The organism is Rathayibacter sp. AY1F9 (assembly GCF_002932155.1).
In the GTDB taxonomy this organism is placed as follows: Bacteria; Actinomycetota; Actinomycetes; order Actinomycetales; family Microbacteriaceae; genus Rathayibacter.
In genome coordinates, this window is the sequence record NZ_PSVA01000014.1 from 59,161 (window position 1) to 84,027 (window position 24,867).

Genomic DNA, 24,867 nt, shown 5'->3' on the forward strand with positions numbered 1-24,867 from the left:
GCTTCTGTGCGGCGGGCGCCCGACTTGGCGGGCGCGCAGGGCTAGTTTTGCTTGTCCGTGAGCAAAAGTCCGCGTAGGGTTCGAGGCACACCTTCCGATGCGATCAGGAGCCCCACCGGTGGCCACACCCCCAGACCTCTCTGTCCAGCTGTACTCGGTGCGCGAGCCGCTCGCGGCCGATCTTCCCGCCACCCTCGACCGCCTCGCGGCGATCGGCTTCACCACGGTCGAGCTCTTCGGGTTCGTCGACCTGGCCGACGCCTACCGCGTAGCGCTCCCGGCCAGCGGACTGCGCGCTCCCAGCGCCCACGCGCGCCTCCTCGGCCCTCAGGGCGACGCCACCGTCGACGAGATCCTCGACACGGCCGCCTCGCTCGGCGTCGAGACCGTGATCGACCCCTACGTCGACCCGACCCGCTGGACCACCGCGGACGACGTCGCCCGCATCGCCGACGAGCTGAACGCGCTGGTCGACTCCGCCGCCGCCCGCGGCCTGGTGCTCGGCTACCACAACCACGCCTTCGAGTTCGAGAACCGCGTCGACGGCCGCAGCGCCTTCGAGCACCTCGCGGGCCTGCTCGACCCGCGCATGGTCCTCGAGCTCGACACCTACTGGGCGGCCGTCGGCGGCGACGACCCGGTCGAGGTGCTCGGACGCCTCGGCGACCAGGTGCGCTTCCTGCACGTGAAGGACGGCCCGATCTCGGCCGACACCCAGGAGCAGCTGCCCGCGGGCGAGGGCGCGATGGACGTCCCGGCGATCCTCGCCGCCGCTCCGCAGGCCCTGCCCGTGCTGGAGTTCGACGCCTACGCCGGCGACATCTTCGAGGGCCTGGAGTCGGCCCACCGCTACGTCTCGGGGCTCGGCGCATGAGCGGCACCGGCCGCGTGGGCGTCGGCGTCATCGGCGCCGGCAACATCAGCACCCAGTACCTGACCAACCTCACCGTCTTCCCCGACCTCGAGGTGCTCTTCGTCGCCGACATCGACCTCGAGCGGGCGAGGACCCAGGCCGAGGCCTTCGGCGTCCCCGCCTCCGGCACCGTCGAGGAGCTCCTCGCGCACGAGGGCATCGAGATCGTCGTGAACCTCACGATCCCGGCCGCGCACGTCGAGGTCGCGCGCCGCGCGGTCGAGGCGGGCAAGCACGTGTGGACCGAGAAGCCCTTCTCGCTCGACCGCGACAGCGGGATCGAGCTGCTCGCGCTGGCGAAGGACAAGGGGCTGCGCGTCGCGACCGCTCCCGACACCTTCCTGGGCGCGGGCCTCCAGACGGCGCAGCGCGTGATCGAGAGCGGAGCCATCGGCACGCCGCTCTCCGCCCTCACCCTCTTCCAGGGCCCCGGCCCCGAGTCGTGGCACCCGAACCCGGAGTTCTTCTTCGCCGAGGGCGGCGGACCGCTGCTGGACATGGGCCCGTACTACATCACCACGCTCGTGCAGAACCTCGGCCCCGTCGAGAGCGTCACCGCCGTCTCGTCCCAGGCCCGCGCCACCCGCGTCGTGGGCTCCGGCCCGAAGGAGGGCGCCGAGTTCCCGGTGACCATCCCGACGCACATCGGCGGGCTGCTCCGCTTCGAGTCCGGGGCCTCGGCCCAGGGCGTGTGGAGCTTCGAGTCGAGCCTGCCGCGCACCGGCTTCGTCGAGATCAACGGCTCCGAGGGCACCCTCGTCCTCCCCGATCCGAACCAGCACGACGGCGAGATCACCCTGCACCGTCGCGGGTCCGCCGAGCCGGAGGTCATCGCGGCGACCGGCTCGACCGCCTCCCGCGGCACCGGCGTGCTCGAGCTCGCCCGCGCGATCCGGGCCGACCGCGCCGAGGCCGCCTCCGGAGACCTCGCGTACCACGTCACCGACGTGATGCTCTCGCTCCTCGAGGCCGCCGAGACCGGCGAGAAGGTCCTCGTCACCAGCTCCGCGACGCCCCGCCCCGCACTGCCCGAGAGCTGGGACCCGACCGAAGCGACCCTCTCCTGATGCCCGCGCCCCTGCGCGTCGGCGTGCTCGGCGGCGGCTTCATGGCGGCCGTGCACAGCCGCGCGGCCCGCAGCGCCGGAGCGGTGCTCGCCGGAGTCGCCTCCTCCACCCCGGAGAAGGGCGAGCGGGCGGCGGCCGAGCTCGGCGTCGAGCGCGCCTACCCGGACGCCCGGGCCCTGATCGAGGACGAGAGCGTCGACCTCGTGCACGTCTGCACCCCGAACGCCACGCACGCCGCACTCGCGCTCGCGGCGATCGAGGCGGGCAAGCACGTGGTGTGCGAGAAGCCGCTCGCCGCGACGCTGCGGGAGGCGGAGTCGCTCGCTGCGGCCGCGTCCTCCGCCGGCGTGGTGGCGACCGTCCCGTTCGCCTACCGCTTCCACCCGATGGTGCGCGAGGCCCGTGCCCGCGTCGCCTCCGGCGAGACCGGCCGCCTGGTCACCGTCCGCGGGAGCTACCTCCAGGACTGGCTGCTGGGCGCCTCCGACGACAACTGGCGCGTCGACCCGGCCGCCGGCGGCCGCTCGCGCGCCTTCGGCGACATCGGCTCGCACCTGGTCGACCTGCTGGAGTTCGTCACCGGCGACCGGATCGACTCGCTCGCCGCGATCACGAGCACCGTCCACGCCGAGCGCGGCGGCCGCCCGGTGAGCACCGAGGACGTGGCCGGCCTGATCGTCCGGCTCGAGGGCGGCGCCGTCGGCACGCTCCTCGTCTCGCAGGTCACCGCGGGCCACCGCAACGAGCTGGTGCTCGAGGTGTCCGGGCTGGAGGAGTCGCTGCGCTTCGAGCAGGAGCTCCCCGAGACGCTGTGGGTCGGCCGGCGCGACAGCGCCCTGCTGGTGCCGCGCGACGCCTCGATCCTCGCGCCCGATGCGGCCCGGCTCTCGATCGTGCCGAGCGGTCATCCGATGGGCTACCAGGACGCCTTCACGGCGTTCGCCCGCGACACCTACGCCGCCGTGGCGGGCGCCGACGTGGAGGGTCTGCCGACCTTCGCCGACGGCCTCCGCGCGGCGCGCATCACCGAGGCCGTGCTCGACGCGGCCGAGACAGGCGCCTGGGTGACCGTGCCCGCCGCCGCCGACGACCGGACGGAGATCGCCGCATGAGCGACGAGAAGACCTACCCCGCCACCCACCCCGTGACGCTGTTCACCGGCCAGTGGGCCGATCTGCCCTTCGAGGAGGTCGCCCGACTCGCCGCCGAGTGGGGCTACGACGGACTCGAGATCGCGGCCTCGGGCGACCATCTCGACCTCAAGCGCGCGGACGAGGACGACGCCTACGCAGCCTCGCGCCTGGAGATCCTCGACCGCTACGGCCTCGAGGTCTTCGCCATCTCGAACCACCTCACCGGCCAGGCCGTCTGCGACGACCCGATCGACCTCCGCCACAAGGCACTCGTGCGCGACTACACCTGGGGCGACGGCGACGCGGAGGGGGTGCGTCAGCGCGCCGCCGAGGACATGAAGCGCTCGGCGCGGGTCGCCCGCAAGCTCGGCGTGGACGTGGTCGTCGGCTTCACCGGCTCGAAGATCTGGCCCTACGTGGCGCAGTTCCCGCCGGTGCCGGCCTCCGTGATCGACGAGGGGTACGAGGACTTCGCGACCCGCTGGAACCCGATCCTCGACGAGTTCGACGCGAACGGCGTGGTCTACGCGCACGAGGTGCACCCGTCCGAGATCGCCTACGACTACTGGTCGAGCGTGCGCACCCTCGAGGCGATCGGGCACCGCCCGGCCTTCGGCTTCAACTGGGACCCGTCGCACATGATGTGGCAGGACATCGACCCGGTCGGCTTCATCGTCGACTTCAAGGACCGGATCTACCACGTCGACTGCAAGGACACCCGCCTGCGCCCGAAGAACGGCCGCGCCGGCGTGCTCGGCTCGCACCTGCCGTGGGGCGACCCGCGCCGCGGCTGGGACTTCGTCTCGACGGGGCACGGCGACGTCCCGTGGGAGGACGCGTTCCGCGCGCTGGAGTCGATCGGCTACTCCGGCCCGATCTCCATCGAGTGGGAGGACGCCGGGATGGACCGCCTCCACGGCGCGAAGGAGGCCGTCGGCTTCATCCGCTCGCTGCTCTGGAGGACCCCGACCGCGTCGTTCGACGCCGCGTTCTCGAACCAGTAGCCGCGCGGCTCTCCTCGGCGGGATCCCGCTCCGGCCCGCAGCGCACGTCGCGCGCGCCGGATCGGGGTCCCGCAGGCGGGGGTGGGGTCAGTCGGCGGCCTTGGCGGCGCGCTCGGACTTGATGCGGGCCTGCTCGCGGCGGACCTCCGCGTAGCGGTTCTGCTCGACGCGCAGCCACTCGGGGACCTCGTCGAGCAGGGCCTGGATCTCGGGAGTGGTCAGCGCCTCGGTGACGCCGCCGCGGGCGAGCCCCGAGATGGAGACGTTCAGCCGGGAGGCGATGACGGAGCGGGGGTGCGGCCCCTCCTCGCGCAGCTGCACGAGCCAGGCGGGCGGGTTCGCGGCGAGCTCGTCGTACTGCTCGCGCGTGATCGCCGACTCCTGGAACTCCTCCGGGGTCGCGGGCAGGTAGACCTGCAGCTTCTTCGCCGCGGTCGCAGCCTTCATCGTCTGTGTCGCCTTGGCCATGCGGCAACCCTACCGGCGCGGCGCGGACCACCTACCCTGAGGGGATGAGCGAGCAGCCCGAGACCGTCGACCCGCAGGCCGCTCCCGAGGCGGAGGGGCGTCCGGAGGGCGGGGCGGACGCGGCGGCTGTCGACGCGTCGGCCGGATCGGGCGCGGTCGGCGCCGGAGCCGGAACCGAGTCGGACGACACGGACGGCGCCTCCGAGGACGGCGACTCCGACGACCTCGACTCCGAGGACAGCGACGCCGGGGACAGCGATGTCGACGACGCCGACTCCGACGCCGAGGACGCCGTCCCCGCCGGCCCCGTGCTCGCCGTCGCCCTCGTGCCCGGCGTCACCCCCACCAAGTGGACCCGCGTCTGGGGCCAGCGCCGCTCCGATCTCCCGCTGCGCATCACCGTCGTCGCCGAGCGCGATCAGGAGCAGGCGCTGTTCGACGGCCGCGCGCAGCTGTCGTTCGTCCGCGGCGACGTCTCCTCCTCCGCCCTCAGCTCCATCCATCTCTATGACGAGCAGCCCGTCGCCGTCGTCGGCCGCGAGCACGCCCTGGCCGCCGCGGACGAGCTCGACGTCGCCGAGCTGGCCGGCGAGCACCTCCTCCAGGATCCGGAGGACGTGCCGGAGTGGGCCGCGGTCGCCGAGGAGCTCGCGGACGGCTCGCGGCGCCCGCTGCCGCGCATGGCCGGCCTCGACGACGCGGTCGAGCAGGTCGCGGCCGGCGTGGGCGTGCTGATCGTGCCGCAGTCGGTGGCGCGCGTGCACAGCCGCAAGGACGTCACCGCGGTGCCGGTGACCGGCGTCGCTCCCTCCTCCGTCCGCCTCGCCTGGGTGACGGACGACAAGGGCGACGACGTCGAGGACTTCATCGGAGTCGTCCGCGGCCGCAGCGCGAACACCACGCGCGGCACCGCCGCGACGCCGAAGGTCGAGTCGCGGGCGAAGGCCGCCAAGGCGAAGGCGCGGGAGGCGCGCGAGAAGGCGGAGAGGGCCGGCGGCGGCAAGAAGAAGCCGGCCCGCGCCAAGGCGTCCGCGCCGGCGGTGCGGCGCACCCGCAAGCCCCGCGGCCGCTGACCGTGGCCGACGACGCCGGCTGGTCGCTCCGCCCCGCGACCGCGGAGGACGCGGCAGCGATCGCCGAGCTGCGCGCGGTCGTCATGCGCCCGTCGCTCGAGACGCTCGACCGCTACGACGAGCACCGCGTGCGGCACCGCTTCCTCGACGGCTACCGGCCCGAGCTCACCCGGGTGATCGAGCTCGACGGCGCCTTCGCCGGGAGCATCGCCGCGCGGGTCGAGCCGGACGCGGTCTGGATCGAGCACGTCTACCTGGCGCCGCACGCACAGGGACGCGGAGTCGGCGGCGCCGTCCTGCGCCGGGTGATGGCGGAGGAGGCGCGGCCGGGTCTGCCCTTCCGGCTCGACGTGCTGAAGCGCAGCGACGCCCGCCGCCTCTACGAGCGGCACGGCTTCCGGTTCGAGCGCGCTCTGGAGTGGGACGACATCCTCGTCGCGCCGCCTGTCTCCTGACCCCTGATCGGGGAGGACGACGGGGCGCGGGCCGCCGCTAGCATGAGCGCGATCCCCTCCGCCGGGTCGGCCGCAGGGCGACCTCCTCCTGGAAGCAGGCACTCCGCCGTGTCCCCGCTCGTTCTGAGGTCCGCCGCCTCCGCGGTCTTCGTCGCCGCCCTGGCGATCACCTCCAGCCCGCTCGCCTCCGCCGCATCGGCGGCCGCGCCGTCGGCCGCCCCCGTCGCCGCATTCGGCGCCGCCTCCGACGCGCCCCGCTCGATCGTGCTCCCCGAGGGGCAGCCGCTCTGGCAGCCCAGCGCCGAGTCCCCCCTGCCCGCCGTGCCGGACGAGGCGCCGAGCGCCGCCCGTGCGAGCGCTGCGGCGTCGATCAGCGGCCGTGTCGTGGTCGAGGAGGCCGACGGCTCGATCGCGACCACCACTCCCCGCGGCGCCCTCCTGAACGTCGAGGTCTGGTCGAGCGAGGCGGGGCTCCTCGGGAACCACTCCGTCGCCGGCGACCTCACCTTCAGCATCGACGGGCTCACCGCCGGGCAGACCTACTACCTGCTGATCAAGGACGACGCCGACCTGTACGCCGACCTCTGGTCCGGCGGCAGCGCCGTCGCTCGCAGCGCCGAGCCGCTTCAGGCCCCGGCGGCCGGCGTGCAGCTGCGCACCGCACGGCTGGGGTCGCTCGAGGGACGCCTGAGCGGCGTCGCGGGCGACCAGCGCGTCGACATCTGGTACCGCGACCCGGGAACCGACGGCTACTTCCGCACCGGCGAGCTCGACCTGATCACGGGCGGCGACAACCCGTACTCGTTCCAGCAGGTCGTCCCCGGCGACTACCTCGTCCGGGCGTCGAGCCGCGACGACGTGATCGACGACAGCTACTGGGACCACGTCCTCCGCTCGGGCGACGCGGGCGACGTGCGCGTCCCGGTGGGCGGATCGGCCGCCGGGATCGACCTCTCGCTGAGCAGCGACTACCAGCAGTACACCGGCCGCCTCGCCGGATCGGACCGCTACGCGACCTCGGTGGAGGCGACGGGCTACTTCTCCCCGGGCATCCCGGTGCTCTACGTGGCCAGCGGGGCGAACTGGCCGGATGCGCTGAGCGCCGGCCCGGCCGCCGCCGCCCTCGGAGGCGCGCTCCTGCTCACCGATCCCGACCGCCTGCCTCGGGTCGTCTCCGACGAGATCCGCCGCCTCCGCCCGGAGCGGGTCGTGGTCGTCGGCAGCGAGCTGAGCGTGAGCCCCGGGGTCCTCTCCGCGATCCGCTCGATCGTCGGCGGCACCGAGCGGATCGGCGGGACGGACCGCTACGACACCTCCCGCCGGATCGTCGCGGACGCCTTCGGCGCCGGCCCCTACTCGAACATGTTCGTCGCGACCGGCACGAACTTCCCCGACGCCCTGTCGGCCGCGCCGATCGCCGGCTGGCGTGCGCAGCCCGTGCTGCTGGTCGACGGTGCGACCTCGGGCGCCGACTCCGCGACCGCGACCGCGGTGCGCGATCTGGCGCCGGAGCACGTGGAGTTCCTCGGCGGCGACCCCTCGATCCGGGACGCGTACGTGGCGGACTTCGAGCGTCGCGGCCTCGCCCCCTCGGTCTCGAGGATCGCCGGCCGCGACCGCTACGAGACCAGCGTCGAGCTGAACAGCGCCTACCCCCAGTCGCTGCTGCAGGACAGCGTCTTCCTCGCCGCGGGGTCCTCCTTCGCCGACGCCCTCTCGGGAGCGACGACGGCGGCGGCCCTGGGCTCGTCCGTGCTGCTGACCGAGCGCGACTGCGTGCACGACTCGACGCTGCGCTTCCTGGCCTCCAACTCGAAGAACTACGCGTTCCTGCTCGGCGGGGAGCCGACGCTCACCGAGGACGTGGCGAACCTCCGCAACTGCGAGTACGACTTCTGACGACGCGTGCTCCCGGGGTCCGGGGCTAGGGTGCGAGCATGCCCACGAGCGATGAGACCTGGACCCTGGCCGAGCACGACGTACCGGTGTACCGCAGCGGTGAGGGCGGCCGCGCGCTGATCCTGATCCACGAGGTCTGGGGGGTCGACGGGCACATCCGCTCGGTCGCCGACCGCTACGCGGCCGAGGGCTACAGCGTCGTCGCCCCCGAGCTCCTGGCCGACAGCGGCCTGCTCGAGCAGCTCGACGAGGAGCAGCGCGCCGACTACGACCACCCGGTGCGGCGCCTGCCGCGCCAGGTCGAGCTGCGCACCTTCTTCGCCTCCGTCTTCACTCCGGAGCACGCGACGCGCACCGTCGCGATCCTCCGCGCCCTCGTCGAGCGGCTCCTGCGCCAGGAGGGCGCGACCAGCGTCTCCGTCACCGGGTTCTGCTACGGCGGCACCTTCTCGTGGGCGCTCGCGCTGGCCGAGCCGCGGCTGGCGGCGGCCGTGCCGTTCTACGGGCACGTCACCGCGTCCGCCGAGGAGCTCGGCGCGCTGCAGGTGCCGGTGCTGGCGTTCCTGGGCGATCAGGACGCTCCCCTCGTCGAGCAGGTGCCGCGCATCCGCGAGGCGACCGAGGGCAAGGACGTCGAGGTCGTCGTCTACCCGGGAGCGGGCCACGCCTTCTTCAACGACGCGAACGAGCAGACCTACCAGGCCGAGGCGGCGACCGACGCCTGGCCGCGGGCGCTCGCGTTCCTCGGAGCGCACGCGGGCTGAGCGGGCTGTGCGGGATCAGCGGGTGAGGATCCACGCCACCAGGTAGCTGCGCGAGTCGGCGCTGTCGATCGAGGAGTCCGGCAGGCGCTCCGCCCGCGCGAGAGCCGTGGCCGGGTCGCTGGTCGCCTGCAGCATCAGCACGTAGTCGGCGAGCGGCGCGCCTGGGGCTCCGGCCACGAGCTCGTCGACCCGCGAGGGGTCGGGGAGGAACGCGGTCGACGGCGGCATCGGGATCAGCTCGATCCCCAGCAGCGCCGAGGGTGTCGCGTCGAAGAAGGTGGCGTAGTCGCGCTTGCCGCCCCAGTTGATCGCGACGAACGGCGCTTCGAAGCCGACCGGCGTCTCCGGGCTCAGCCAGAGGTCTGCGGCCGCCTGCGTCTCGAGGGAGAGCAGCCAGCGCGCCTCCTCGAGCAGCGGCGCGTTCCCGGAGGCGGCCGCCCAGAGGGCGAGGCCGTTCCAGGCGTTGACCGCCTCGGACACCGACTCCTGGTCGTTGCCGTCCCGGGCCGGCGCGAGCCCCGAGGCCCAGGAGTGGCCGCGGTACGCGTCGAACACGCGCAGCCGCGGGAACTCGGCGGTGTCGACGGGAGAGGCGAGATCCAGGGCGAGCAGGTCCGCGACGGTCCGGTACCGCTCGAGGAGGGACGGGTCCTCGGCGGCCAGCATCCCGACGGCGGAGAGCAGGTAGCCGTAGTGGAAGTGGTGGTCGTTGAATGCGTCGGACCCGAACGACGGCGCGGAGCCGACGACGCCTCCGAGCACGGGGTCGTAGACGACGCACTTCACGGCACCCGGTGCGCAGCCGCGCGGGTCGAGCCACTGGTCGAGCTCGGCGGCGATCCGGTCGTGCAGGTCGGCCGCCACCTCCTCCAGGCCGAGGTCGACGGCGAGACGGTGCAGAGCAGCGGCGCGGTAGAGCTCCTTGCCGGCTCCGTAGGTGTCGGGCGCGGCGAAGCGGGTGGCCGCGGCGTCGAGTGGCACCTGCGTCCGGAGCGTCGTCTTCTCCTCGGCCGTGAGGGAGCCGAGATCGAGCGCCCCCGACTCGACGATAGTGGGGGCGGCGCGGGAGAACGACGTTCCCGCACGGAGCCCCACCCGGCCGTAGAGCGTGTCGTAGCCGATCGCCCCCTCGGCCCCGAGGCCGAAGAACGTCTCGGCGCCGCCCTCGGTCCGCAGCGCGTAGGTCGTGGTGGTGGTGCTCGCCGTGACGTCGTGGGAGACGCTCGCGCCCTCGAGGGGCACTGCACGACGCCGAAGCTCGTCGATCCGCGCCCTGCTCGCTCCCGGAGGCACCGCGAAGAGGAGCAGCGTGCCGTCCAGCGTCATCCGGGGGAACGTATCGAGGGCGGCGGCGGGCGCCACCAGCCCGTACCGCTGTCCGCCCGCGGTGACCAGGAGCAGGCCGCCGGCCGCGCGCTCGGGAGCGGTGGCGCCTCCGATCAGCACCGTCTGGGCGCTCTCGGTCCGGTAGGAGGCGTAGGGCCAGCCCTCGGCTGCGACGAGCTCACCGGCACCCGCGAGGCTCCAGTGCGCGACGAGGTCGTCGAACGCGGAGAGCGCCACCGCGCTCGAGGGGACCGTCACGGTGAGATCGTCCCGGGCGAGGGCGTAGACGGTCCGCGGAGCCGCCTCCACGATCGGGAGGCCCACGGTGAAGCCGTCGGCGCGCGGCGTGACGGTGAGGATCCCTGAGTAGAGCGGGAGATCCTCCCCGAACACCGGTCCGGACACCCACGAGTTCGTCGGCGGCCGCACCCCTTCGGCAAGCCGCGCCGTCCCCGCGTAGGGGCCGGGGACCTGCGGCAGCTCCCGCGCGTGCACGGACGCTGCCACGGCCCAGTCGGACGCGGAGCCGTCGGACGTGCATCCGGTGAGGCCTGCGATCGCGAGGGCGAGAGCGAGGGCCGCCCCCGCCCCGCGCCTCACCGCGCGAATCCGCCCGGCGTGAAGAGCCTGCCGAGCTGGGCGACCAGCCAGCCGCCGAAGCCGTCGCCGTCGTCGCGGAGCCGCACCTCCGCCGCGACGGGAGCTCCGACCACGGTGTAGTCCTGCGTCGTGATCTCGTCGGTGCGCGCGCGGATGACGGTCGTCGCCCGCCCCTCGTGGAACCGCTCCACCTCGACGTCGTAGATCTCGGCGTCGACGGTCGTCCCGTCCGGCATCGCCACGGCGACGGTGCCGCCGATCGGGACCCGCGAGTAGTCCCGGGCGCCGAGCACGAACTCGCTCTCGAGGTGGATCGAGTCCGAGATCGCGACGACCGCGATCATCTGGTCCTCCTCGACGAAGGAGCCGATCTCGGCGTCGACCGACGTGACCACGCCGTCCAGCGCCGCCGTGAAGACCATCAGGCCGCCCTCCTCGATCCGGTAGCCGACATCGGCGCTGGTGAACGTCTTCGTCTGCATGTCGGACTCGAGGACGGTGCTCTGCAGGCTGAAGAGCACGTCGCCCTTCTCCACCGCGTCGCCGCGGGAGATCGTGAGGTCCTGGATCGTGCCCGCGTAGGGCGTCCCCAGCGAGTACTCGTCGGTGACGAGCTGAGCGCTCGCCGCCCGCACGGTGAGCGAGGAGTTGTTCGCGTAGACCAGGCCGGCGGCGGCGACGCCGAGCGCGAGGGCGCACGAGGCGAGGAAGCCGAGCCAGCGCAGCGCGGTCATGCCGCACCCACGGCGAGTCCGTGGCGTCCCGCGGCGGCGGGGCCGCTCGGAGCGACCACCTCGGCCCGGGCGGCGCGCTTCAGGAGGACGTGCTCGCGCGCCGCGATCACCGCGAACGCTCCGAGCGTGAGGGTGTTCAGGACGTTCCAGGCGAGCGCCACCGAGTACTCCGCGGTCCACTCCGCCTTGAGGAAGCCGACGACGGAGGTCGCGGCCAGGAACACCAGGAAGACCATCTGCACCTTGATGAAGTTGAAGGGCGAGGCGGCCTGCCCGGTCGCGCCCGTCGAGGTCCAGGCCGGCTTCCGGCCCGCGAGAGCGAGGAAGAACGCCTTCGTGTACATCGGGAAGGTGACGGTCGACAGCAGCAGCGTCTCCCACCGGAACGAGCCGATGATGAACAGCGCGAGCCCGATCTGCAGCACGTAGAACCCGCAGTAGAAGAGGATCCACTCGACGAGCGGCACCTCGAGGCTGACCGGCGTGATGTTCAGGTAGATCTGCAGTGGGGGCAGCACGATCAGGCCCAGCGGCACGATCCCGGTGAAGTAGAACGTGACGGTCATGAAGTACTGCACGCGCTGGTCGGTCGTGAGCCGGCGCTTCGGCGAGAACGGGTTGTGCTTGAGCAGGATCTCGAACCCGCCGACGGCCCAGCGGACCTGCTGGCGGACGAAGGCCTCGATCGTCTCGGGCGTGCGCCCGACCGCGAGGGTCATCGGCACGAAGATCGAGCGCCAGCCGCGCTCGTGCACGAAGATCGACGTCCAGATGTCCTCGGACTGCGAGCCCTCGTACATCCCGCCGATGTCGTCGAGGGCCTTGCGGCGGAAGACGGCGTTGGTGCCCACGCAGAAGGCGGAGTTGTACTTGTTCTTGCCCGGCTGGGTGAGGGCGTAGAAGACGATCTGCATGTAGGCGGAGCCGCGCGAGATGAAGTTGTGCGCGTTCCCGTAGACCTGCGGGGCCTGCACGAAGGCGACGTCGTCGTGGGCGAAGAAGGGGAGAGTCTCCTCCAGGAACTCCGGCACGGTCACGAAGTCGGCGTCGATCATCACGGCGAAGTCCGAGTCTGTCAGACGGAGCGCGTGGTTCACGTTGCCGGCCTTGGCACCCGCGCGGTCCTCGCGCACCACGTACCGGACGCCCAGGCGATCGGCGATCGCGGCGACCTGCGGGTCGTCCCCGTCGTCGAGGAGCCACGTCACGTGGGTGCCGCGCATGTCGCGGGCCGCACGGGCCGTCTCCTCGATGATCGCGGGGTCCTCCCTGTAGGTCCTGATGAAGACGTCGACGGTGATGCGGCGGCGGCCGAGGTAGAGGTCCTCGCCGATCGGGATGCCGTCGACCGGGCTCCCGTAGAGCGTCGCTCGGGCGGAGTGGAAGGCGGAGTCGCGCGGGTCGTACGTGCTCGACAGGGCGGTCCACATCGTGAGCGCGGCCTGGCCGATCAGGTAGAGCTCGCAGATGATGACGATGGCGAACGGGAGGGGGTCGCCGATGTTGCGCGGGTTGAGCAGGAAGGCGCCGTAGAGCAGCGCGCCGGCGCCGGAGAGCAGCACGATCATGATGAGCGAGGGCGACTGCTGCTTGGCGCGGCTGGTGACGGCACGGGGGCTGGCGACGCGCTGCTGGCGCGTCAGGAGCGGGCGGATCTCGGGTGGAGCGGGAGGAACAGGGCGGGCGGGGGTGCTGGGGTTCACGGGTGAGCTCTTCGGGTAGGTGGAAGCGGGGGCCCGGAGCGTCGTCGGTCGGGGGTGCCGGACGGCGCGCCGGAGGAGCGCCTGTGCGCGCGTTCGGCTCAGGTCGCTGATGCGCCGCGGTCCGTCGGGTACGGCGCGGGCGTCGGGGCCGCGGTCCCGTCGGGTACGGTGTCGCGGTGCGGAGGCCGCCCGTCATCGGGGATGTCGGCGGCGGTCCCCATGTTCGACCTGGGAGAGTGCCGGGACAAGAGCCGGAAGAGGACGTGTCCGCTAGCGGACACCCCGTTCCGACACCGCGGCTCCGCGGCGCTGAGCTCGCCGACGGCCGGCGTCAGCGCGGTCGGACCGGCAGCCAGCCCCGCCGAGACGCGAGCACGCCCGCCTGGAAGCGGCTCTCGGCGCCGAGCAGCTCGAAGAGACCGGCGATGTGCCGACGGCAGGTGCGCACGCTGAGGTCCAGCCGTGCCGCGAGCGCCTCGTCGGTGAGCCCGGCGGCGAGGCCCTGCAGGATCGACCGCTGCACCGCGGAGAGGGAGGGCTCCTCCTCGGCACCTGCCGCGTGCAGGGGCGCTGCGAACTCCCACGCCGCGTCGAAGACGCGCGCCAGGGTCGCCGCGAGCTCGGAGGAGCGGACGACCAGGGCGGCGCGGTCGTCCTCGTCCCGGGAGCGGGCGACGATCGCGAGGGAGCGGTCGAAGACCACCAGCCGGAAGGGCAGCACCGGGAGGGTCCGGAACCGCGCGCCCAGCGGCTCGAGCTCCGCGACCGAGCGCCGGAGGGCCGCGTTGTCGCGGCGGCGGTCGTGGTACAGCGTCCGTCTCGCGATACCGCGCCCGAGCAGCTCGCGGTCGACGGCGTCGCTCGCCTCGTGCCGCTCCACGCTGCTGGTGCCGGGAGCGGCGATCAGCACCTCCTCCGAGGCTCCGCGCTGCAGGTCGAGGAGCAGCCGGAGGACGGTCGCCGGGTCCTCGATCACCTCCACCTGCTCCGCGGCGGCGAGGGCGCTGCGGGCGCTCCGGTAGGCGGGGACGAGGGCCATCAGCTCGCTGCGGCGGCGGGTGATCCCGGTCTGCAGCTCGAGGAGGCGCCGCTCGTCCTCGGCGATCAGCTCGGCCAGGGCGATGTCCGGTGCGGCCGTGGCGAGCGATTCCGCCCCCGCGTGCAGCGGAGCGAGCAGCCGGAGCCCGATCAGCTCGTCGCGCGCCTCGCGGAGGCCGTCGACGGTGACGCCGAGCTCGTCCGACGCGCTCTCGAGAGACCAGTCTCCGCGCACGGACGCGTGCAGGTACAGCGCGATCGCGTTCTCGCTCAGCACCGGCGGCCCCCCGTTCTCCCGACCCTCCCGAGTGTAGGAGGCGCGCACTCAGCGCCGCCGCGCGAGAACCGCGACGACGGCGAGCTCACCGGCGAGGACCAGCGCTACCGCTCCGAACACGGCCGGGCCGACCAGCGCGGCGAGCGGAGTGAGACCGGCGTTCGCGAGGAGGGGGGCGAGGAGACCGATCACGACTCCGGTACGGCGGGCGGGGGGCTGCCGGCGGGCGACGGCGACGACGCTCAGCGAGGTCGCGGCGGCGGCGGCGAGCACGAGCAGGAGGACCGCCGCGGGGTGCGGCTCCCCGAGCAGGAGGAGCGCGGCCAGCGCGGCCCAGGCGAGGGCGCCTCCGGCGGCGACGGGGCCGAGGTGCGGGGTGGCGGCGGGTGCAGTGGCGGTCATGGTGCGTCCTCTCGTCGTGGTCCTCCGAGCCTCGCGGAGGCCCGTCGGCGGCACCAGATCAGCATCCGGGCACGGCAGCATCCGGACATGCGGCGGACCCCCGGCTCCGCGCGGGGCGGAGGGTCGGGGGCCCACGGGACGTCCGGGCAGGCTCCGGCCGTGGCAGCATCCGGTCAGCCGGCCTCGCGCAGCCTCCCGCCGGCGAGGTGGAGGCTGCGCTGCGCACGGCGCGACGGCAGAGTGGTGGGTGTCGTCGGCTCCTGCTCTCCGGGCGCCCGCTCTTCCCGGGGCGGTGCCCGCGGTCGTAGGCTCGCGCTCATCCGCAACGGGAGGGGCCGACGATGACCGCCACGAGAGAGACGTCCGCCCCGCCCGAGCTCAAGCGCGTGCTCGGCCCCAAGCTGCTGCTGCTGTTCGTGGTCGGCGACATCCTCGGCACCGGGATCTACGCGCTCACCGGGCAGGTCGCGGCCGAGGTGGGCGGGGCCGCGTGGCTCCCCTTCGTGATCGCGTTCGTCGTCGCCACGCTCACCGCCTGCTCGTACCTGGAGCTGGTGACGAAGTACCCGCAGGCGGCGGGCGCCGCGCTCTACGCGCACAAGGCGTTCGGGATCCACTTCGTCACGTTCCTCGTCTGCTTCACCGTGATGGCGAGCGGGATCACCTCGGCCTCCGCCGCCTCGGGCGCCTTCGCGAGCAACTTCGCGATCGGCTTCGGGCTCGGGGACGGCGCGGGGACGCGGTTGAGCATCGCGCTGGTGTTCATGGTCTGCATCGCCCTGGTGAACCTGCGCGGTGTCGCCGAGAGCGTCGGGCTGAACGTGGTGCTCACCCTGATCGAGCTCTCGGGCCTGCTGCTGGTGATCTTCGTGTGCTTCTTCGCGGTGTTCGGCGGGCAGGCCGACTTCTCGCGGGTGGTCGCGTTCGAGGCGCCGGAGGACAAGTCGCTGCTGCTCGCGGTGAGCACCGCGACCTCGCTGGCGTTCTTCGCGATGGTCGGATTCGAGGACTCCGTGAACATGGCGGAGGAGACGAAGGAGCCCAGCCGCATCTTCCCGCGCGTGATGCTCACGGGTCTCGGCATCACCGCCGTGGTCTACGTGCTCGTGTCCACGCTCGCCGTCGCGATCGTCCCCGTGGGGGAGCTGGCCGGCAACGACACTCCGCTCGTCACGGTCGTCGAGGCCGCGGCGCCCGACTTCCCGATCTCGACGCTCCTGCCCTTCATCTCGCTCTTCGCCGTGGCCAACAGCGCGCTGATCAACATGATGATGGCCAGCCGCCTGCTCTACGGGATGAGCCGCCAGGGCGTGCTGCCGCCGTTCCTGCAGAACGTGCTGCGCGGACGGCGCACGCCGTGGGCCGCGATCCTCTTCACGACGGTGATCGCCCTGCTCCTCACCGCCTACGTGTCGCGCGACCCCTCCGACCCCATCGCGGTGCTCCTGGGCGGGACCACGTCGCTCCTCCTGCTGGCGGTCTTCGCCGTCGTCAACGTCTCCGTGCTGGTGCTGCGCCGGCAGCCGGTCGAGCACCGTCACTTCCGGACCCCCACCGTGCTGCCGGTGCTGGGCACGATCGCCTGCGTCTACCTGGTGCTGCCGATCACCTCGGGACGCGACATGGCCCAGTACGGGATCGCGGGGGTGCTGCTCGTGATCGGCGTCCTGCTCTGGGCGGCGACCTTCATCGACCGGCGGGTCCGCGGCTACGCGCGCACCGCGGCGATCGCTCCGGAGGAGCTCGACGCCGATCCCGCGGAGGACGCATCGGGAGCGCACAGCGACGGCATCGGCCGGTCATAGCCGATCCATAGGGAACTCCCGATACTGGAGTCATGAGCACCCCGGCCCCCTCGAAGCACCTCGCCCCCGCGCAGCGCACCCGCCTGAAGCGGGCCGACGGGACGCCGATCCGCGTCCTCGTCGTCGACGACGAGAGCACCCTCACCGACCTGCTCCAGATGGCTCTGCGCTACGAGGGCTGGGAGGTGCGCACCGCGGCCGAGGGCCGCGCCGCGATCACGATCACCCGCGAGTTCCGGCCCGACGTGATCGTGCTCGACGTGATGCTCCCCGACATCGACGGCCTCCAGGTCCTGCAGCGGGTCCGCGCGGACGGCAGCGAGACCCCGGTCCTCTTCCTCACCGCGAAGGACGCGCTCGACGACCGGATCGCCGGGCTCACCGCCGGCGGCGACGACTACGTCACCAAGCCCTTCTCCCTCGAGGAGCTGGTCGCCCGGATGCGCGGACTCATCCGCCGCAGCACCCTGCTCGCCAACGACGCGGACGACCCCGAGGTCGTCGTGGGGGACCTGGTGCTGAACGAGGACAGCCACGAGGTCCGCCGGGGCGGCGACGAGATCGAGCTGACCGCCACCGAGTTCGAGCTGCTGCGCTTCCTGATGCGCAATCCGCGCCGCGTGCTCAGCAAGGCCCAGATCCTCGACCGGGTCTGGTCGTACGACTTCGGCGGCAAGTCGAGCGTGGTCGAGATCTACATCTCGTACCTGCGCAAGAAGATCGACGCCGGCCGCTCGCCGATGATCCACACCGTGCGCGGCGCCGGCTACCTCCTGAAGCCCGCCGACCAGTGAGCCGCACCGGCCGCCCGTCGCTCGGCGACTTCGCGACCCGCTCCGCCCTCCGCAGCTCCCGCCGCGGCCGGCGCGCGCCGTGGACTCTGCGGCGGCGGATGGTCGTCGCCGTGGTCGCGCTCGTCGCGGTGACGGCGGGCGCCGTGGGAGCGGTCAGCGTGCTCTCCGCCCGCTCGATCCTCTACGGCAGCACGGACGCGTCGCTCAGCCAGTCGGTCACGCGCCTCCAGGACTTCGACGGGCCGAGCCGCTTCGGCGGGTCGAGCGCGATCGAGCAGGCCACGACCTGCCCGAGCGGATCCTTCGGCGGCGGCCCGAGCCAGAACCTCAGCACCATCACCGCCGTCCAGGGCTCGGACGGCTCCTTCATCGGCGCCTACGTCGACGCCGACGGGGTCTGCCGGCAGTTCTCGGACCCGGCCGACTCGGTGCTCGCGGCGGCCGTCGCCGCGGGGGGCGAGGAGGCGACCATCGAGCTGCCCGGGAGCCTCGGGACCTACCGCGTGCGCGCGGCGGCGGTCGAGGGCTCCGTCGTCGTCGTCGGCGTCCCCCTGGGCGAGGTCGCCGAGACGCTCGCCTCCCTCACCTGGGTGGTCGTCGTGGTGGTGCTGCTGGCGATGCTGCTGGTCGCCCTCGTCGCCACCGCGATCATCCGCGTGGCACTGCGGCCCCTGGAGCGGGTGGAGGCGACGGCGACCCGCGTGGCCGAGCTGCCGCTGGACCGCGGCGCCGTAGAGCTGGTCGAGCGGGTCCCGGAGGAGGACGCCGACACCCGCACCGAGGTCGGCCGCGTCGGCGCCGCCTTCAACCGCATGCTCGACCACGTCACCGGTGCGCTGGAGTCGCGGCAGGCGAGCGAGGACAAGGTGCGGCAGTTCGTCGCCGACGCCTCGCACGAGCTGCGGACCCCCCTCGCGGCGATCCGCGGCTACGCGGAGCTGCCCCGGCGCGGCGGGACCGAGCTGCCGGAGTCGGCGGCCTACTCCCTCGACCGGATCGAGTCCGCCGCCACCCGGATGACCTCGCTGGTCGAGGACCTCCTCCTGCTCGCCCGCCTCGACGAGGGCCGCGACCTCGAGAAGGAGCCCGTCGACCTGACGCTGCTCGTGATCGAGGCGCTCTCGGACGCGCACGCCGCGGGCCCCGACCACGAGTGGGACCTCGAGCTCCCCGAGGAGCCGATCGAGATCCGCGGCGACGGCTTCCGGCTGCACCAGGTGGTCGCCAATCTGCTGCGGAACGCGACCGTGCACACGCCCCCCGGCACCCGGGTCGTGGCGGCCCTCGCCGAGGAGGTGTCGGAGGGGCGGCCGATCGCGGTCGTGACGGTCACCGATTCCGGCCCGGGCATCGCGCCGGAGCTGGTGCCGGTGCTGTTCGAGCGCTTCGCCCGCGGCGACTCCTCCCGAGCGCGCACGACCGGATCGACGGGGCTGGGCCTGGCGATCGTGGCGGCGGTCGTCGACGCCCACGGCGGGCGCGTCCTCGTCGCGTCCGAGCCGGGGCGCACGAGCTTCCGCGTCGAGCTGCCGGCGGGCTGAGGGCAGGGGCGGGGGTCTCCCGCCGCCCGCCCTACACCGAGACGCCCAGCCGGCGGCGCGCGTCGTCGAGGGTCCGCACCACGGCGACCACCTCGTCGAGCGGGTGCAGCGGCGACTCGGTGCGCCCCTCCGTCACGTACTGCGCGACGTGCAGCGCCTCCCAGGCGAGGCCCTCGCCGCCCTGGAGCGGCGTCTCGTCGATCCACGACCCGCTCTCGGAGCCGCGGGTGAGCGTCACGCCGCCCGGCGTCCAGAACGACGGGTGCACGTCGATCCGCCCCGCCCGCCCAGCGACGCTCGCCGCGTGCCGGGTGTCGGCCAGCACGGTCGAGGTGGCCACCGACTGCACCCCGTGCGCGTGGCTGCCGACGATCGTCGCGGTTGCGTCGACGCCGGTCGAGGTCATGCTGCCGGCGACGACGGTGCTCTGCGGGGTGCCCGCCACCATCGAGACGAAGGAGGAGGCGTAGACGCCGACGTCCAGCAGGCCGCCGCCCGCGAGCGCCGGGTCGAAGATGCGGCTGGAGGGGTCGAAGTCGAAGGCGGCGCCGAAGTCGGCCGAGACGACGGCGGGCGCGCCGACCGCCCCGTCCGCGAGCAGCTGCCGCACGACGTCCATGTGCGGCAGGTAGCGCATCCACATCGCCTCCATCGCGAAGACTCCGGCGTCGCGCGCGGCGTGCACCATCATCTCGGCCTCGCCCGGGGTCGGCGCGAACGGCTTCTCGACCAGGATGTGCTTGCCCGCGGCGATGGCGAGCAGCGCCTGGCGGGCGTGCTCCGAGTGCGGGGACGCGATGTAGACCACGTCGACCTCCGGATCCTCGACCACGGCCTCGTAGCCGGCCGAGGCCCGCTCGATCCCGAACCGGCTCGCGAACCGCTCCGCGCGCTCCAGCGAGCGGGAGCCCACCGAGACCACGCGCTGCCGGGTGTGCTTCTGCAGCGCCTCGACGAACGAGCCGGCGATCGAGCCGGGCGCGATCACCCCCCAGCGCAGGACGGGGGAGTCGAGGAGGGAGGGGAGTCGGGGCTCGGGGAGCGTCAGTGCCATGCGTCCACGCTAGGGCCCTGCGCCCGGCGGGGGCGAGGGGGTGCGCGGCGGTCCCCTAGGGTGTGACGGCACGCGCAGTCGCGGGCGGAGGAGGACGTCATGCCCGAGTGGTACACCCTGGGCGTCGTCGCCCTCGTGATCGTCGTGGTGGTCGTCGCGATCGTGCGCTTCCGGTTCAACCCGGTGCTGGCGCTGGCCGTGGGAGCCGCCGCGATCGGCCTGCTCACCGGGCTCGGCCCCGTCGACACCGTCTCCACGATGACCACCGGCTTCGGCGAGGTGATGATGGAGGCTGGCCTCCTGATCGGCTGGGGCGTGCTCATCGGCGCGATGCTCAACGAGATGGGCGCCGTCGTCCGGCTCGTCGAGGGCCTGCTGCGCGTCTTCGGCCGCCGCGGGATCCCCTACGCGCTGGGCCTCTCCTTCGCCACGTACCTGCAGACGATCTTCGTCGACGCGCTGATCGTGATCGCGGCCCCGCTCGCCCGCCGGATCGCGCCGCGGCTGGGGCGCGCGGGCACCGGCATCGTCGCCGTGACCTTCGCCGTCGGGCTCGAGACGGGCATCGTGATGATGGTGCCCGGCTTCGCCGCGGTCGCGCTCGCGGGGCTGCTCGGAGTGCCGCTGGGCGTGATGATGCTCGGCGGATTCGCGGTGGTGGCGCCGACGGTCGTGGTCACGATCCTGCTGATGTCGCTCGCATTCCGCCTCGGCTTCTGGGACCCGGCGCGCGACGAGCAGCTGGTCGTGCGCGACGACACGACCGGGCTCGCGACGGTGGGGGCGTCGCCCGCCGCGGACGGCGGACGGCTGCCGTCGTTCGGAGCGCGGGGGAGCGGCGGGGCGTCCTCGAGCGGAGTCGGAGCGGCATCGGGCGGCTCGTCCGGCTCGTCCGTCGAGGACGCGGCGGGTCCCGCCGAGGCGCAGGACGCCCACCCCGCCCGCGAGCGCCCGCTCCTGCTCCTCTTCGCGCCCATGCTCCTCGCCCTCCTGCTCATCGCCGCGCAGGCGGTGCTCACCGTCTCCGGGATCGAGCTGCCGGTGCTGCAGTTCCTCGGGAACCCCGTCATCGCGCTCCTCCTCGCCGTGATCGGCACCGGAGTGGTCGGCCGGTCCACCGTGGGAACCGCGCGGATGGAGAAGGCGGTCGCCAAGGGCTTCCAGGACGGCGGGCAGATCTTCCTGCTCACCGGCGTCGGCGGGGCGCTCGCCGCGGTGATCGCGCAGGGCGACCTCGGCGAGATCCTGAAGGGCTACTTCTCGACCTCGGCGACCGCGCCGCTGCTGCTCGTCTGGGTGATGGCGGCCGTGCTGCACATCGCGGTCGGCTCGGTCACCCTCTCGGCGATCACGGCGGCCGGAGTCGTCGCGCCGGTCGCCGCGACACTCGGCCTCGACCCGCTGCTGATCGCACTCGCTGCGGGCTCCGGCGCGCTGTTCTGCATCCACGTCACCTCGAACACCTTCTGGCTGCTGCAGAGCTTCCTCGGCCAGTCGGTCCGCGGCGCCCTCAAGTCGGTGACCGTCGGCGTCTCCCTCGCCTCCGTCCTCGCGCTCGGCGCCACGCTCGTCCTCTCCCTCTTCCTCTGACCGGGACCTGCTTCCTCCTCTCGCCGGATGCCACTCGGGCACCCGAGTCGCCGGGCGAGGCGTTCAGAACAGGCATCTCGCGGAGGTGACCCGGCCGACACGTGACGGAAACATGGAGCCTCTATCTTCCTGAGAGGGTTCACATCCGATTCGGAGATCCAGACGCCGACGGGGGCCCGATCCGTTCCGTCACGCCTCGACAAGGGAAGAACTCCGCTTGAGATCTCGAACCGCCCTCGCCTCCGGATGCGCCGCGCTCGCGCTCGCCGCCGGCGGCCTCCTGGTCGCCCCACCGGCGACCGCCACGACGACAGCACCCGCCGACTACACCCGCGTGGACATCGTGCGTCCGCCGTCCGCTCCGATCGCGGTGCCGACCAGCTACCCGCAGCAGACCCCGCTGACCGAGGTGCCCGTCGACCCGACCGACGCCTCGCTCCTGCGCGGAGTCACCCCCTACGACGCCATCGCGCCTCAGCTGAACGCGCTCGCCGCCCGCTCCGACCGGGTCTCGACCCAGGTGGTCGGGAAGTCCGGCCTCGGCCGCGACATCTACCTGGTCACCGTCACCGCCCCCGAGACCGAGGCCGAGACGGCGCAGCAGGCCGAGTGGCGCGACCGGCTCAAGTACGAGCCCGCCGCCGCGGCCGCCGACGCCGACCTGATGGACGGCTACAAGGTGCCGGTCTGGTTCAACGGCAACATCCACGGCAACGAGTGGGAGGGCAGCGACGCGATCCTCGAGTACATCGAGGGCGTCGCCACCGCCGAGGACGCGGAGACCGAGGCGCTGCTCGAGGGCAACCGCCTCTACTTCACCGTCACCAACAACCCCGACGGCCGCGCCCTCGGCCAGCGCGCCGTCGCCGCGGGCTACGACCCGAACCGCGACATGATCACCGGAGCCACCAGCGAGGCGGCCGTGATCCGCGACCTCTCGAGCGTGCTCCAGCCCACGTACTTCATCGACATCCACGGCTACACCGGGATCCTCCAGGTCGAGCCCTGCGGCCCGCCGCACGGCGAGAACTACGAGTACGACCTCTTCCTCCCGCACGCGTACGCGACCGCGCTGGAGATCGAGCGCCGCGTCGTCGAGGCCGACGTGCCCGGCAACACCTACCTCGCCGAGGACGGCAGCGCCACGACGGACAACACCGGGAAGATCCTCATCCCCTACCGCGACATCCGCGCGGGCTGGGACGACTGGCCCCCCATCTTCGCCCCGCAGTACGTCGCCTTCCAAGGCGCGATCACCAACACGGTGGAGCTTCCGCTCGGCCGCACGGCCAACAGCACTCCGGAGGAGATCGCCCAGGGCCAGGCCAACGCGGACATCGACGTCGAGGTCGCCGGGATCGTCATGGACGCCTCCGTCGACTACATCGAGGCCAACCGCGACGCGCTCCTGAGCAACCAGGTCAGCATCTTCGAGCGCGGCGTCACCGGCGCCCCCGCCGTCGAGATCCCCGCCGACGTCTCCGCGGCCGACCTGCCCGCGGGCGTGCCGACCGAGTGGACCGAGATCTGGGACGAGACCGACGTCTACACGACCGAGTACCCGCGCGCCTACGTCATCCCCGTCGACGGCACGCAGCGCTCCCTCTCGGACGCCGAGACCCTCGTCGCGCAGCTGCTCGCCCACGGCGTCGAGGTGTCGCGGACCACGGCCGCCACGAGCGTCGGAGGAGTCTCCTACCCCGCGGGCACCTACCTGGTCGACATGCACCAGTCGGTCCGCGGCCTCGCCAACGTCCTCCTCGCCGACGGCAGCGACATCTCGAGCCGTGTGCCCGAGATGTACGACGTCTCGGCCTGGAGCCTCTCGCTCCTCTGGGGCGCCGACGTGCAGGCGATCGGCTCCACCACCGATGCCCTCCCAGCCGTCGGCCTGGAGCCGGTGACCGCCGTCGCTCCGGTCGGCTCCGTCCCGGCAGGCGCCGACTACCTCGCCTTCGAGCCGCGCGGCGTCCTGGAGTACCAGGCCGTCAACGCGCTGCTGGCCGACGGCGTCGCTCTCGAGCAGTTCGAGGACGGCACCATCGCCCTGCGTGCCGACGCCGCCGGGCTCGCGGCCGCCGAGGGAGCCGCCGCCGTCTTCGGCGTCGACTTCACGGCGACCACCGCCGACCGCGTGCGCGCCGAGGACGGGAAGGCGCTCGACGCCCTCCGCGTCGCCTACTCCGGCACGAACGAGGACCGCGACGCGCTGGCCAAGCTCGGCTTCGCCGATGCGGTCGCCGTCGACGCGGCCGCGCTCACCGCGGGCACCGCGACCCTCGAGGGTGCCGACGTGCTCTACGTGGGACGCGCCCTCTCCTTCACCCCGGAGCAGGCCGCGGGCCGCACCGTGGTCGAGGAGTTCCTCGCGGCGGGCGGCGACGTCGTCGGCCGCGGTGGCGCTGGAGCGGCCTTCGTGTCCGACTTCGGCCTGGCCGAGCTGACCGCGCAGACCGGCACCAGCGGCTCCAACGGCATCGTCTCGGTCGAGACGCCCGCCGGCGGAGTCCTGGGCGACTACCCGCAGGACACCGCGTTCGTCTCGCCGGCACTGTGGTTCGCCGGTTTCGACGAGTCGGTCGCGGTCGAGCAGAGCTACTCGGAGGACGGCACGTTCGTCGCCGGGCACTGGGTCGACTCCGAGGGTCAGTCCCGGAGCGACGCGGCCGGGCAGGCCTCGGCCGTCTCGTTCTCGACGGAGTCGGGCACCGAGGGCTTCCTCTTCGGCACCTCGCCGGTGTTCCGCAACCACCCGGTCGGAGCGTTCAGCGACGTCGCCCGGGCGCTGCTCGCCGTGGCGCCGGAGGGCGCCGCCGTCGAGCTGCCGGGGACCCCGGAGCCCACGCCGACGCCGGAGCCGACCGGCTCGCCGGAGCCGACCGCGACTCCCGAGCCCACGGCGACGCCCGAGCCGACCGTGAGCCCCGAGCCCACGCCGACCCCGGAGCCCACCGTCGTGCCGACGGCCGGACCGACCGCCACGGCCGCGCCGATCACCGCACCGACCGGCCCCGGCGGCCTCCCCTCCACCGGAGTGGAGACCGGCTCCTGGCTGCTGCTCTCGGGAGGTGCTGTCGCCCTCGGCCTCGGCTCGCTCCTGATCGCCCGCAGCCGTCGCCGCGAGGATCAGGAGGCCTAGCCTCCGCCTCCGGGGAGGGATCGGGCGCCCGCCGCCCGGTCCCTCCCCGTTCCCGTTCCCCGTCCCCCTCGTGGCGCCCGCTCCCTCC

Annotated in this window: 20 protein-coding genes; 13 read left to right on the forward strand and 7 right to left on the reverse strand. The window is 73.3% G+C overall.

Annotated elements, in window-relative coordinates; genetic code table 11:
- The first annotated feature begins 118 nt into the window (after positions 1 to 118).
- From C5C37_RS10555 to C5C37_RS10570, 4 genes are read left to right on the forward strand one after another with little or no spacing between them, the layout of a single operon-like run.
- Positions 119 to 874, forward strand: a complete 756-nt coding sequence (locus tag C5C37_RS10555; RefSeq protein WP_258063586.1) for a sugar phosphate isomerase/epimerase — start codon at positions 119 to 121, stop codon at positions 872 to 874.
- Positions 871 to 1,980, forward strand: coding sequence for a Gfo/Idh/MocA family protein (locus tag C5C37_RS10560; protein ID WP_104338908.1), 1,110 nt, complete (start codon positions 871 to 873; stop codon positions 1,978 to 1,980). Before C5C37_RS10555 ends, C5C37_RS10560 begins: the two co-directional genes overlap by 4 nt.
- Positions 1,980 to 3,092 carry a Gfo/Idh/MocA family protein gene (locus C5C37_RS10565; RefSeq protein ID WP_104338909.1) on the forward strand — a complete coding sequence of 371 codons (1,113 nt, stop codon included), beginning with the start codon at positions 1,980 to 1,982 and terminating at the stop codon, positions 3,090 to 3,092. Before C5C37_RS10560 ends, C5C37_RS10565 begins: the two co-directional genes overlap by 1 nt.
- A complete protein-coding gene (locus tag C5C37_RS10570) occupies positions 3,089 to 4,117 on the forward strand; it encodes a sugar phosphate isomerase/epimerase (protein WP_181127406.1) in 1,029 nt (342 codons plus the stop codon). The genes C5C37_RS10565 and C5C37_RS10570 overlap by 4 nt, the downstream gene beginning before the upstream one ends.
- An 87-nt stretch (positions 4,118 to 4,204) precedes the next feature.
- On the opposite strand, the gene C5C37_RS10575 is transcribed toward C5C37_RS10570, so the two are convergent.
- A complete protein-coding gene (locus tag C5C37_RS10575; RefSeq protein ID WP_104223641.1) occupies positions 4,205 to 4,585 on the reverse strand; it encodes a DUF5997 family protein in 381 nt (126 codons plus the stop codon).
- 44 nt (positions 4,586 to 4,629) lie between these two features.
- On the opposite strand from C5C37_RS10575, the gene C5C37_RS10580 reads away from it, so the two are divergent.
- The 4 genes from C5C37_RS10580 (at position 4,630) to C5C37_RS10595 (ending at position 8,776) form a co-directional block, all read left to right on the forward strand.
- The gene (locus tag C5C37_RS10580) at positions 4,630 to 5,658 is read left to right on the forward strand and encodes a LysR substrate-binding domain-containing protein (protein WP_104268599.1); all 1,029 of its coding nucleotides are present in this window, start codon (positions 4,630 to 4,632) and stop codon (positions 5,656 to 5,658) included.
- A gap of 2 nt (positions 5,659 to 5,660) precedes the next feature.
- On the forward strand, positions 5,661 to 6,113 hold the full coding sequence (locus C5C37_RS10585; protein ID WP_258074114.1) for a GNAT family N-acetyltransferase: 453 nt from the start codon (positions 5,661 to 5,663) through the stop codon (positions 6,111 to 6,113).
- 108 nt (positions 6,114 to 6,221) lie between these two features.
- Positions 6,222 to 8,012, forward strand: a complete 1,791-nt coding sequence (locus tag C5C37_RS10590; RefSeq protein WP_104338910.1) for a cell wall-binding repeat-containing protein — start codon at positions 6,222 to 6,224, stop codon at positions 8,010 to 8,012.
- Positions 8,013 to 8,050: 38 nt separating this feature from the next.
- Positions 8,051 to 8,776: a dienelactone hydrolase family protein gene (locus tag C5C37_RS10595; RefSeq protein WP_104338911.1), complete on the forward strand. Its 726-nt coding sequence runs from the start codon at positions 8,051 to 8,053 to the stop codon at positions 8,774 to 8,776.
- A 15-nt stretch (positions 8,777 to 8,791) separates the two neighbouring features.
- Here the strand turns inward: C5C37_RS10595 and C5C37_RS10600 are convergent, their stop codons facing one another.
- The 5 genes from C5C37_RS10600 to C5C37_RS10620 form a co-directional block, all read right to left on the reverse strand.
- The gene (locus tag C5C37_RS10600) at positions 8,792 to 10,702 is read right to left on the reverse strand and encodes a glycosyl hydrolase (protein WP_104338912.1); all 1,911 of its coding nucleotides are present in this window, start codon (positions 10,700 to 10,702) and stop codon (positions 8,792 to 8,794) included.
- Positions 10,699 to 11,436, reverse strand: a complete 738-nt coding sequence (locus C5C37_RS17520; protein WP_104247768.1) for a biotin/lipoyl-binding protein — start codon at positions 11,434 to 11,436, stop codon at positions 10,699 to 10,701. Before C5C37_RS17520 ends, C5C37_RS10600 begins: the two co-directional genes overlap by 4 nt.
- The gene (locus C5C37_RS10610) at positions 11,433 to 13,139 is read right to left on the reverse strand and encodes a glycosyltransferase family 2 protein (RefSeq protein ID WP_104338913.1); all 1,707 of its coding nucleotides are present in this window, start codon (positions 13,137 to 13,139) and stop codon (positions 11,433 to 11,435) included. The genes C5C37_RS17520 and C5C37_RS10610 overlap by 4 nt, the downstream gene beginning before the upstream one ends.
- 331 nt (positions 13,140 to 13,470) lie before the next feature.
- On the reverse strand, positions 13,471 to 14,454 hold the full coding sequence (locus C5C37_RS10615; RefSeq protein WP_104338914.1) for a helix-turn-helix transcriptional regulator: 984 nt from the start codon (positions 14,452 to 14,454) through the stop codon (positions 13,471 to 13,473).
- A gap of 48 nt (positions 14,455 to 14,502) precedes the next feature.
- Positions 14,503 to 14,856 (reverse strand): hypothetical protein, encoded by a 354-nt coding sequence (locus C5C37_RS10620; RefSeq protein WP_104324517.1) that lies wholly within the window; start codon positions 14,854 to 14,856, stop codon positions 14,503 to 14,505.
- 341 nt (positions 14,857 to 15,197) lie between these two features.
- Between C5C37_RS10620 and C5C37_RS10625 the strand changes: the two genes are divergently transcribed.
- The 3 genes from C5C37_RS10625 to C5C37_RS10635 are packed head-to-tail and all read left to right on the forward strand — an operon-like array spanning position 15,198 to position 18,996.
- Positions 15,198 to 16,661 (forward strand): APC family permease, encoded by a 1,464-nt coding sequence (locus C5C37_RS10625; RefSeq protein ID WP_104268604.1) that lies wholly within the window; start codon positions 15,198 to 15,200, stop codon positions 16,659 to 16,661.
- Between the two features lie 32 nt (positions 16,662 to 16,693).
- Positions 16,694 to 17,455, forward strand: a complete 762-nt coding sequence (locus C5C37_RS10630; RefSeq protein WP_104223650.1) for a response regulator transcription factor — start codon at positions 16,694 to 16,696, stop codon at positions 17,453 to 17,455.
- Positions 17,452 to 18,996, forward strand: a complete 1,545-nt coding sequence (locus C5C37_RS10635; protein ID WP_219814479.1) for a cell wall metabolism sensor histidine kinase WalK — start codon at positions 17,452 to 17,454, stop codon at positions 18,994 to 18,996. The genes C5C37_RS10630 and C5C37_RS10635 overlap by 4 nt, the downstream gene beginning before the upstream one ends.
- A gap of 31 nt (positions 18,997 to 19,027) precedes the next feature.
- Here the strand turns inward: C5C37_RS10635 and C5C37_RS10640 are convergent, their stop codons facing one another.
- Complete coding sequence (locus C5C37_RS10640) at positions 19,028 to 20,050, reverse strand: Gfo/Idh/MocA family protein (protein ID WP_104234222.1); 1,023 nt, start codon at positions 20,048 to 20,050, stop codon at positions 19,028 to 19,030.
- Between the two features lie 99 nt (positions 20,051 to 20,149).
- Between C5C37_RS10640 and C5C37_RS10645 the strand changes: the two genes are divergently transcribed.
- A complete protein-coding gene (locus C5C37_RS10645; protein WP_104262977.1) occupies positions 20,150 to 21,640 on the forward strand; it encodes a GntP family permease in 1,491 nt (496 codons plus the stop codon).
- A gap of 217 nt (positions 21,641 to 21,857) precedes the next feature.
- Entirely contained in the window at positions 21,858 to 24,779 is a 2,922-nt protein-coding gene (locus C5C37_RS10650) for a M14 family metallopeptidase (protein ID WP_104338915.1), read from the forward strand.
- Positions 24,780 to 24,867: the final 88 nt, after the last annotated feature.

What these genes read in the sequence shown, in the direction of transcription:
- C5C37_RS10560 (WP_104338908.1), top strand. Translation starts at nt 871, where the DNA reads ATGAGCGGCACCGGCCGCGTGGGCGTCGGCGTCATCGGCGCCGGCAAC.
- C5C37_RS10565 (WP_104338909.1), top strand. Translation starts at nt 1,980, where the DNA reads ATGCCCGCGCCCCTGCGCGTCGGCGTGCTCGGCGGCGGCTTCATGGCG.
- C5C37_RS10570 (WP_181127406.1), top strand. Translation starts at nt 3,089, where the DNA reads ATGAGCGACGAGAAGACCTACCCCGCCACCCACCCCGTGACGCTGTTC.
- C5C37_RS10575 (WP_104223641.1), bottom strand. Translation starts at nt 4,585, where the DNA reads ATGGCCAAGGCGACACAGACGATGAAGGCTGCGACCGCGGCGAAGAAG.
- C5C37_RS10580 (WP_104268599.1), top strand. Translation starts at nt 4,630, where the DNA reads ATGAGCGAGCAGCCCGAGACCGTCGACCCGCAGGCCGCTCCCGAGGCG.
- C5C37_RS10595 (WP_104338911.1), top strand. Translation starts at nt 8,051, where the DNA reads ATGCCCACGAGCGATGAGACCTGGACCCTGGCCGAGCACGACGTACCG.
- C5C37_RS17520 (WP_104247768.1), bottom strand. Translation starts at nt 11,436, where the DNA reads ATGACCGCGCTGCGCTGGCTCGGCTTCCTCGCCTCGTGCGCCCTCGCG.
- C5C37_RS10620 (WP_104324517.1), bottom strand. Translation starts at nt 14,856, where the DNA reads ATGACCGCCACTGCACCCGCCGCCACCCCGCACCTCGGCCCCGTCGCC.
- C5C37_RS10625 (WP_104268604.1), top strand. Translation starts at nt 15,198, where the DNA reads ATGACCGCCACGAGAGAGACGTCCGCCCCGCCCGAGCTCAAGCGCGTG.
- C5C37_RS10630 (WP_104223650.1), top strand. Translation starts at nt 16,694, where the DNA reads ATGAGCACCCCGGCCCCCTCGAAGCACCTCGCCCCCGCGCAGCGCACC.
- C5C37_RS10640 (WP_104234222.1), bottom strand. Translation starts at nt 20,050, where the DNA reads ATGGCACTGACGCTCCCCGAGCCCCGACTCCCCTCCCTCCTCGACTCC.
- C5C37_RS10645 (WP_104262977.1), top strand. Translation starts at nt 20,150, where the DNA reads ATGCCCGAGTGGTACACCCTGGGCGTCGTCGCCCTCGTGATCGTCGTG.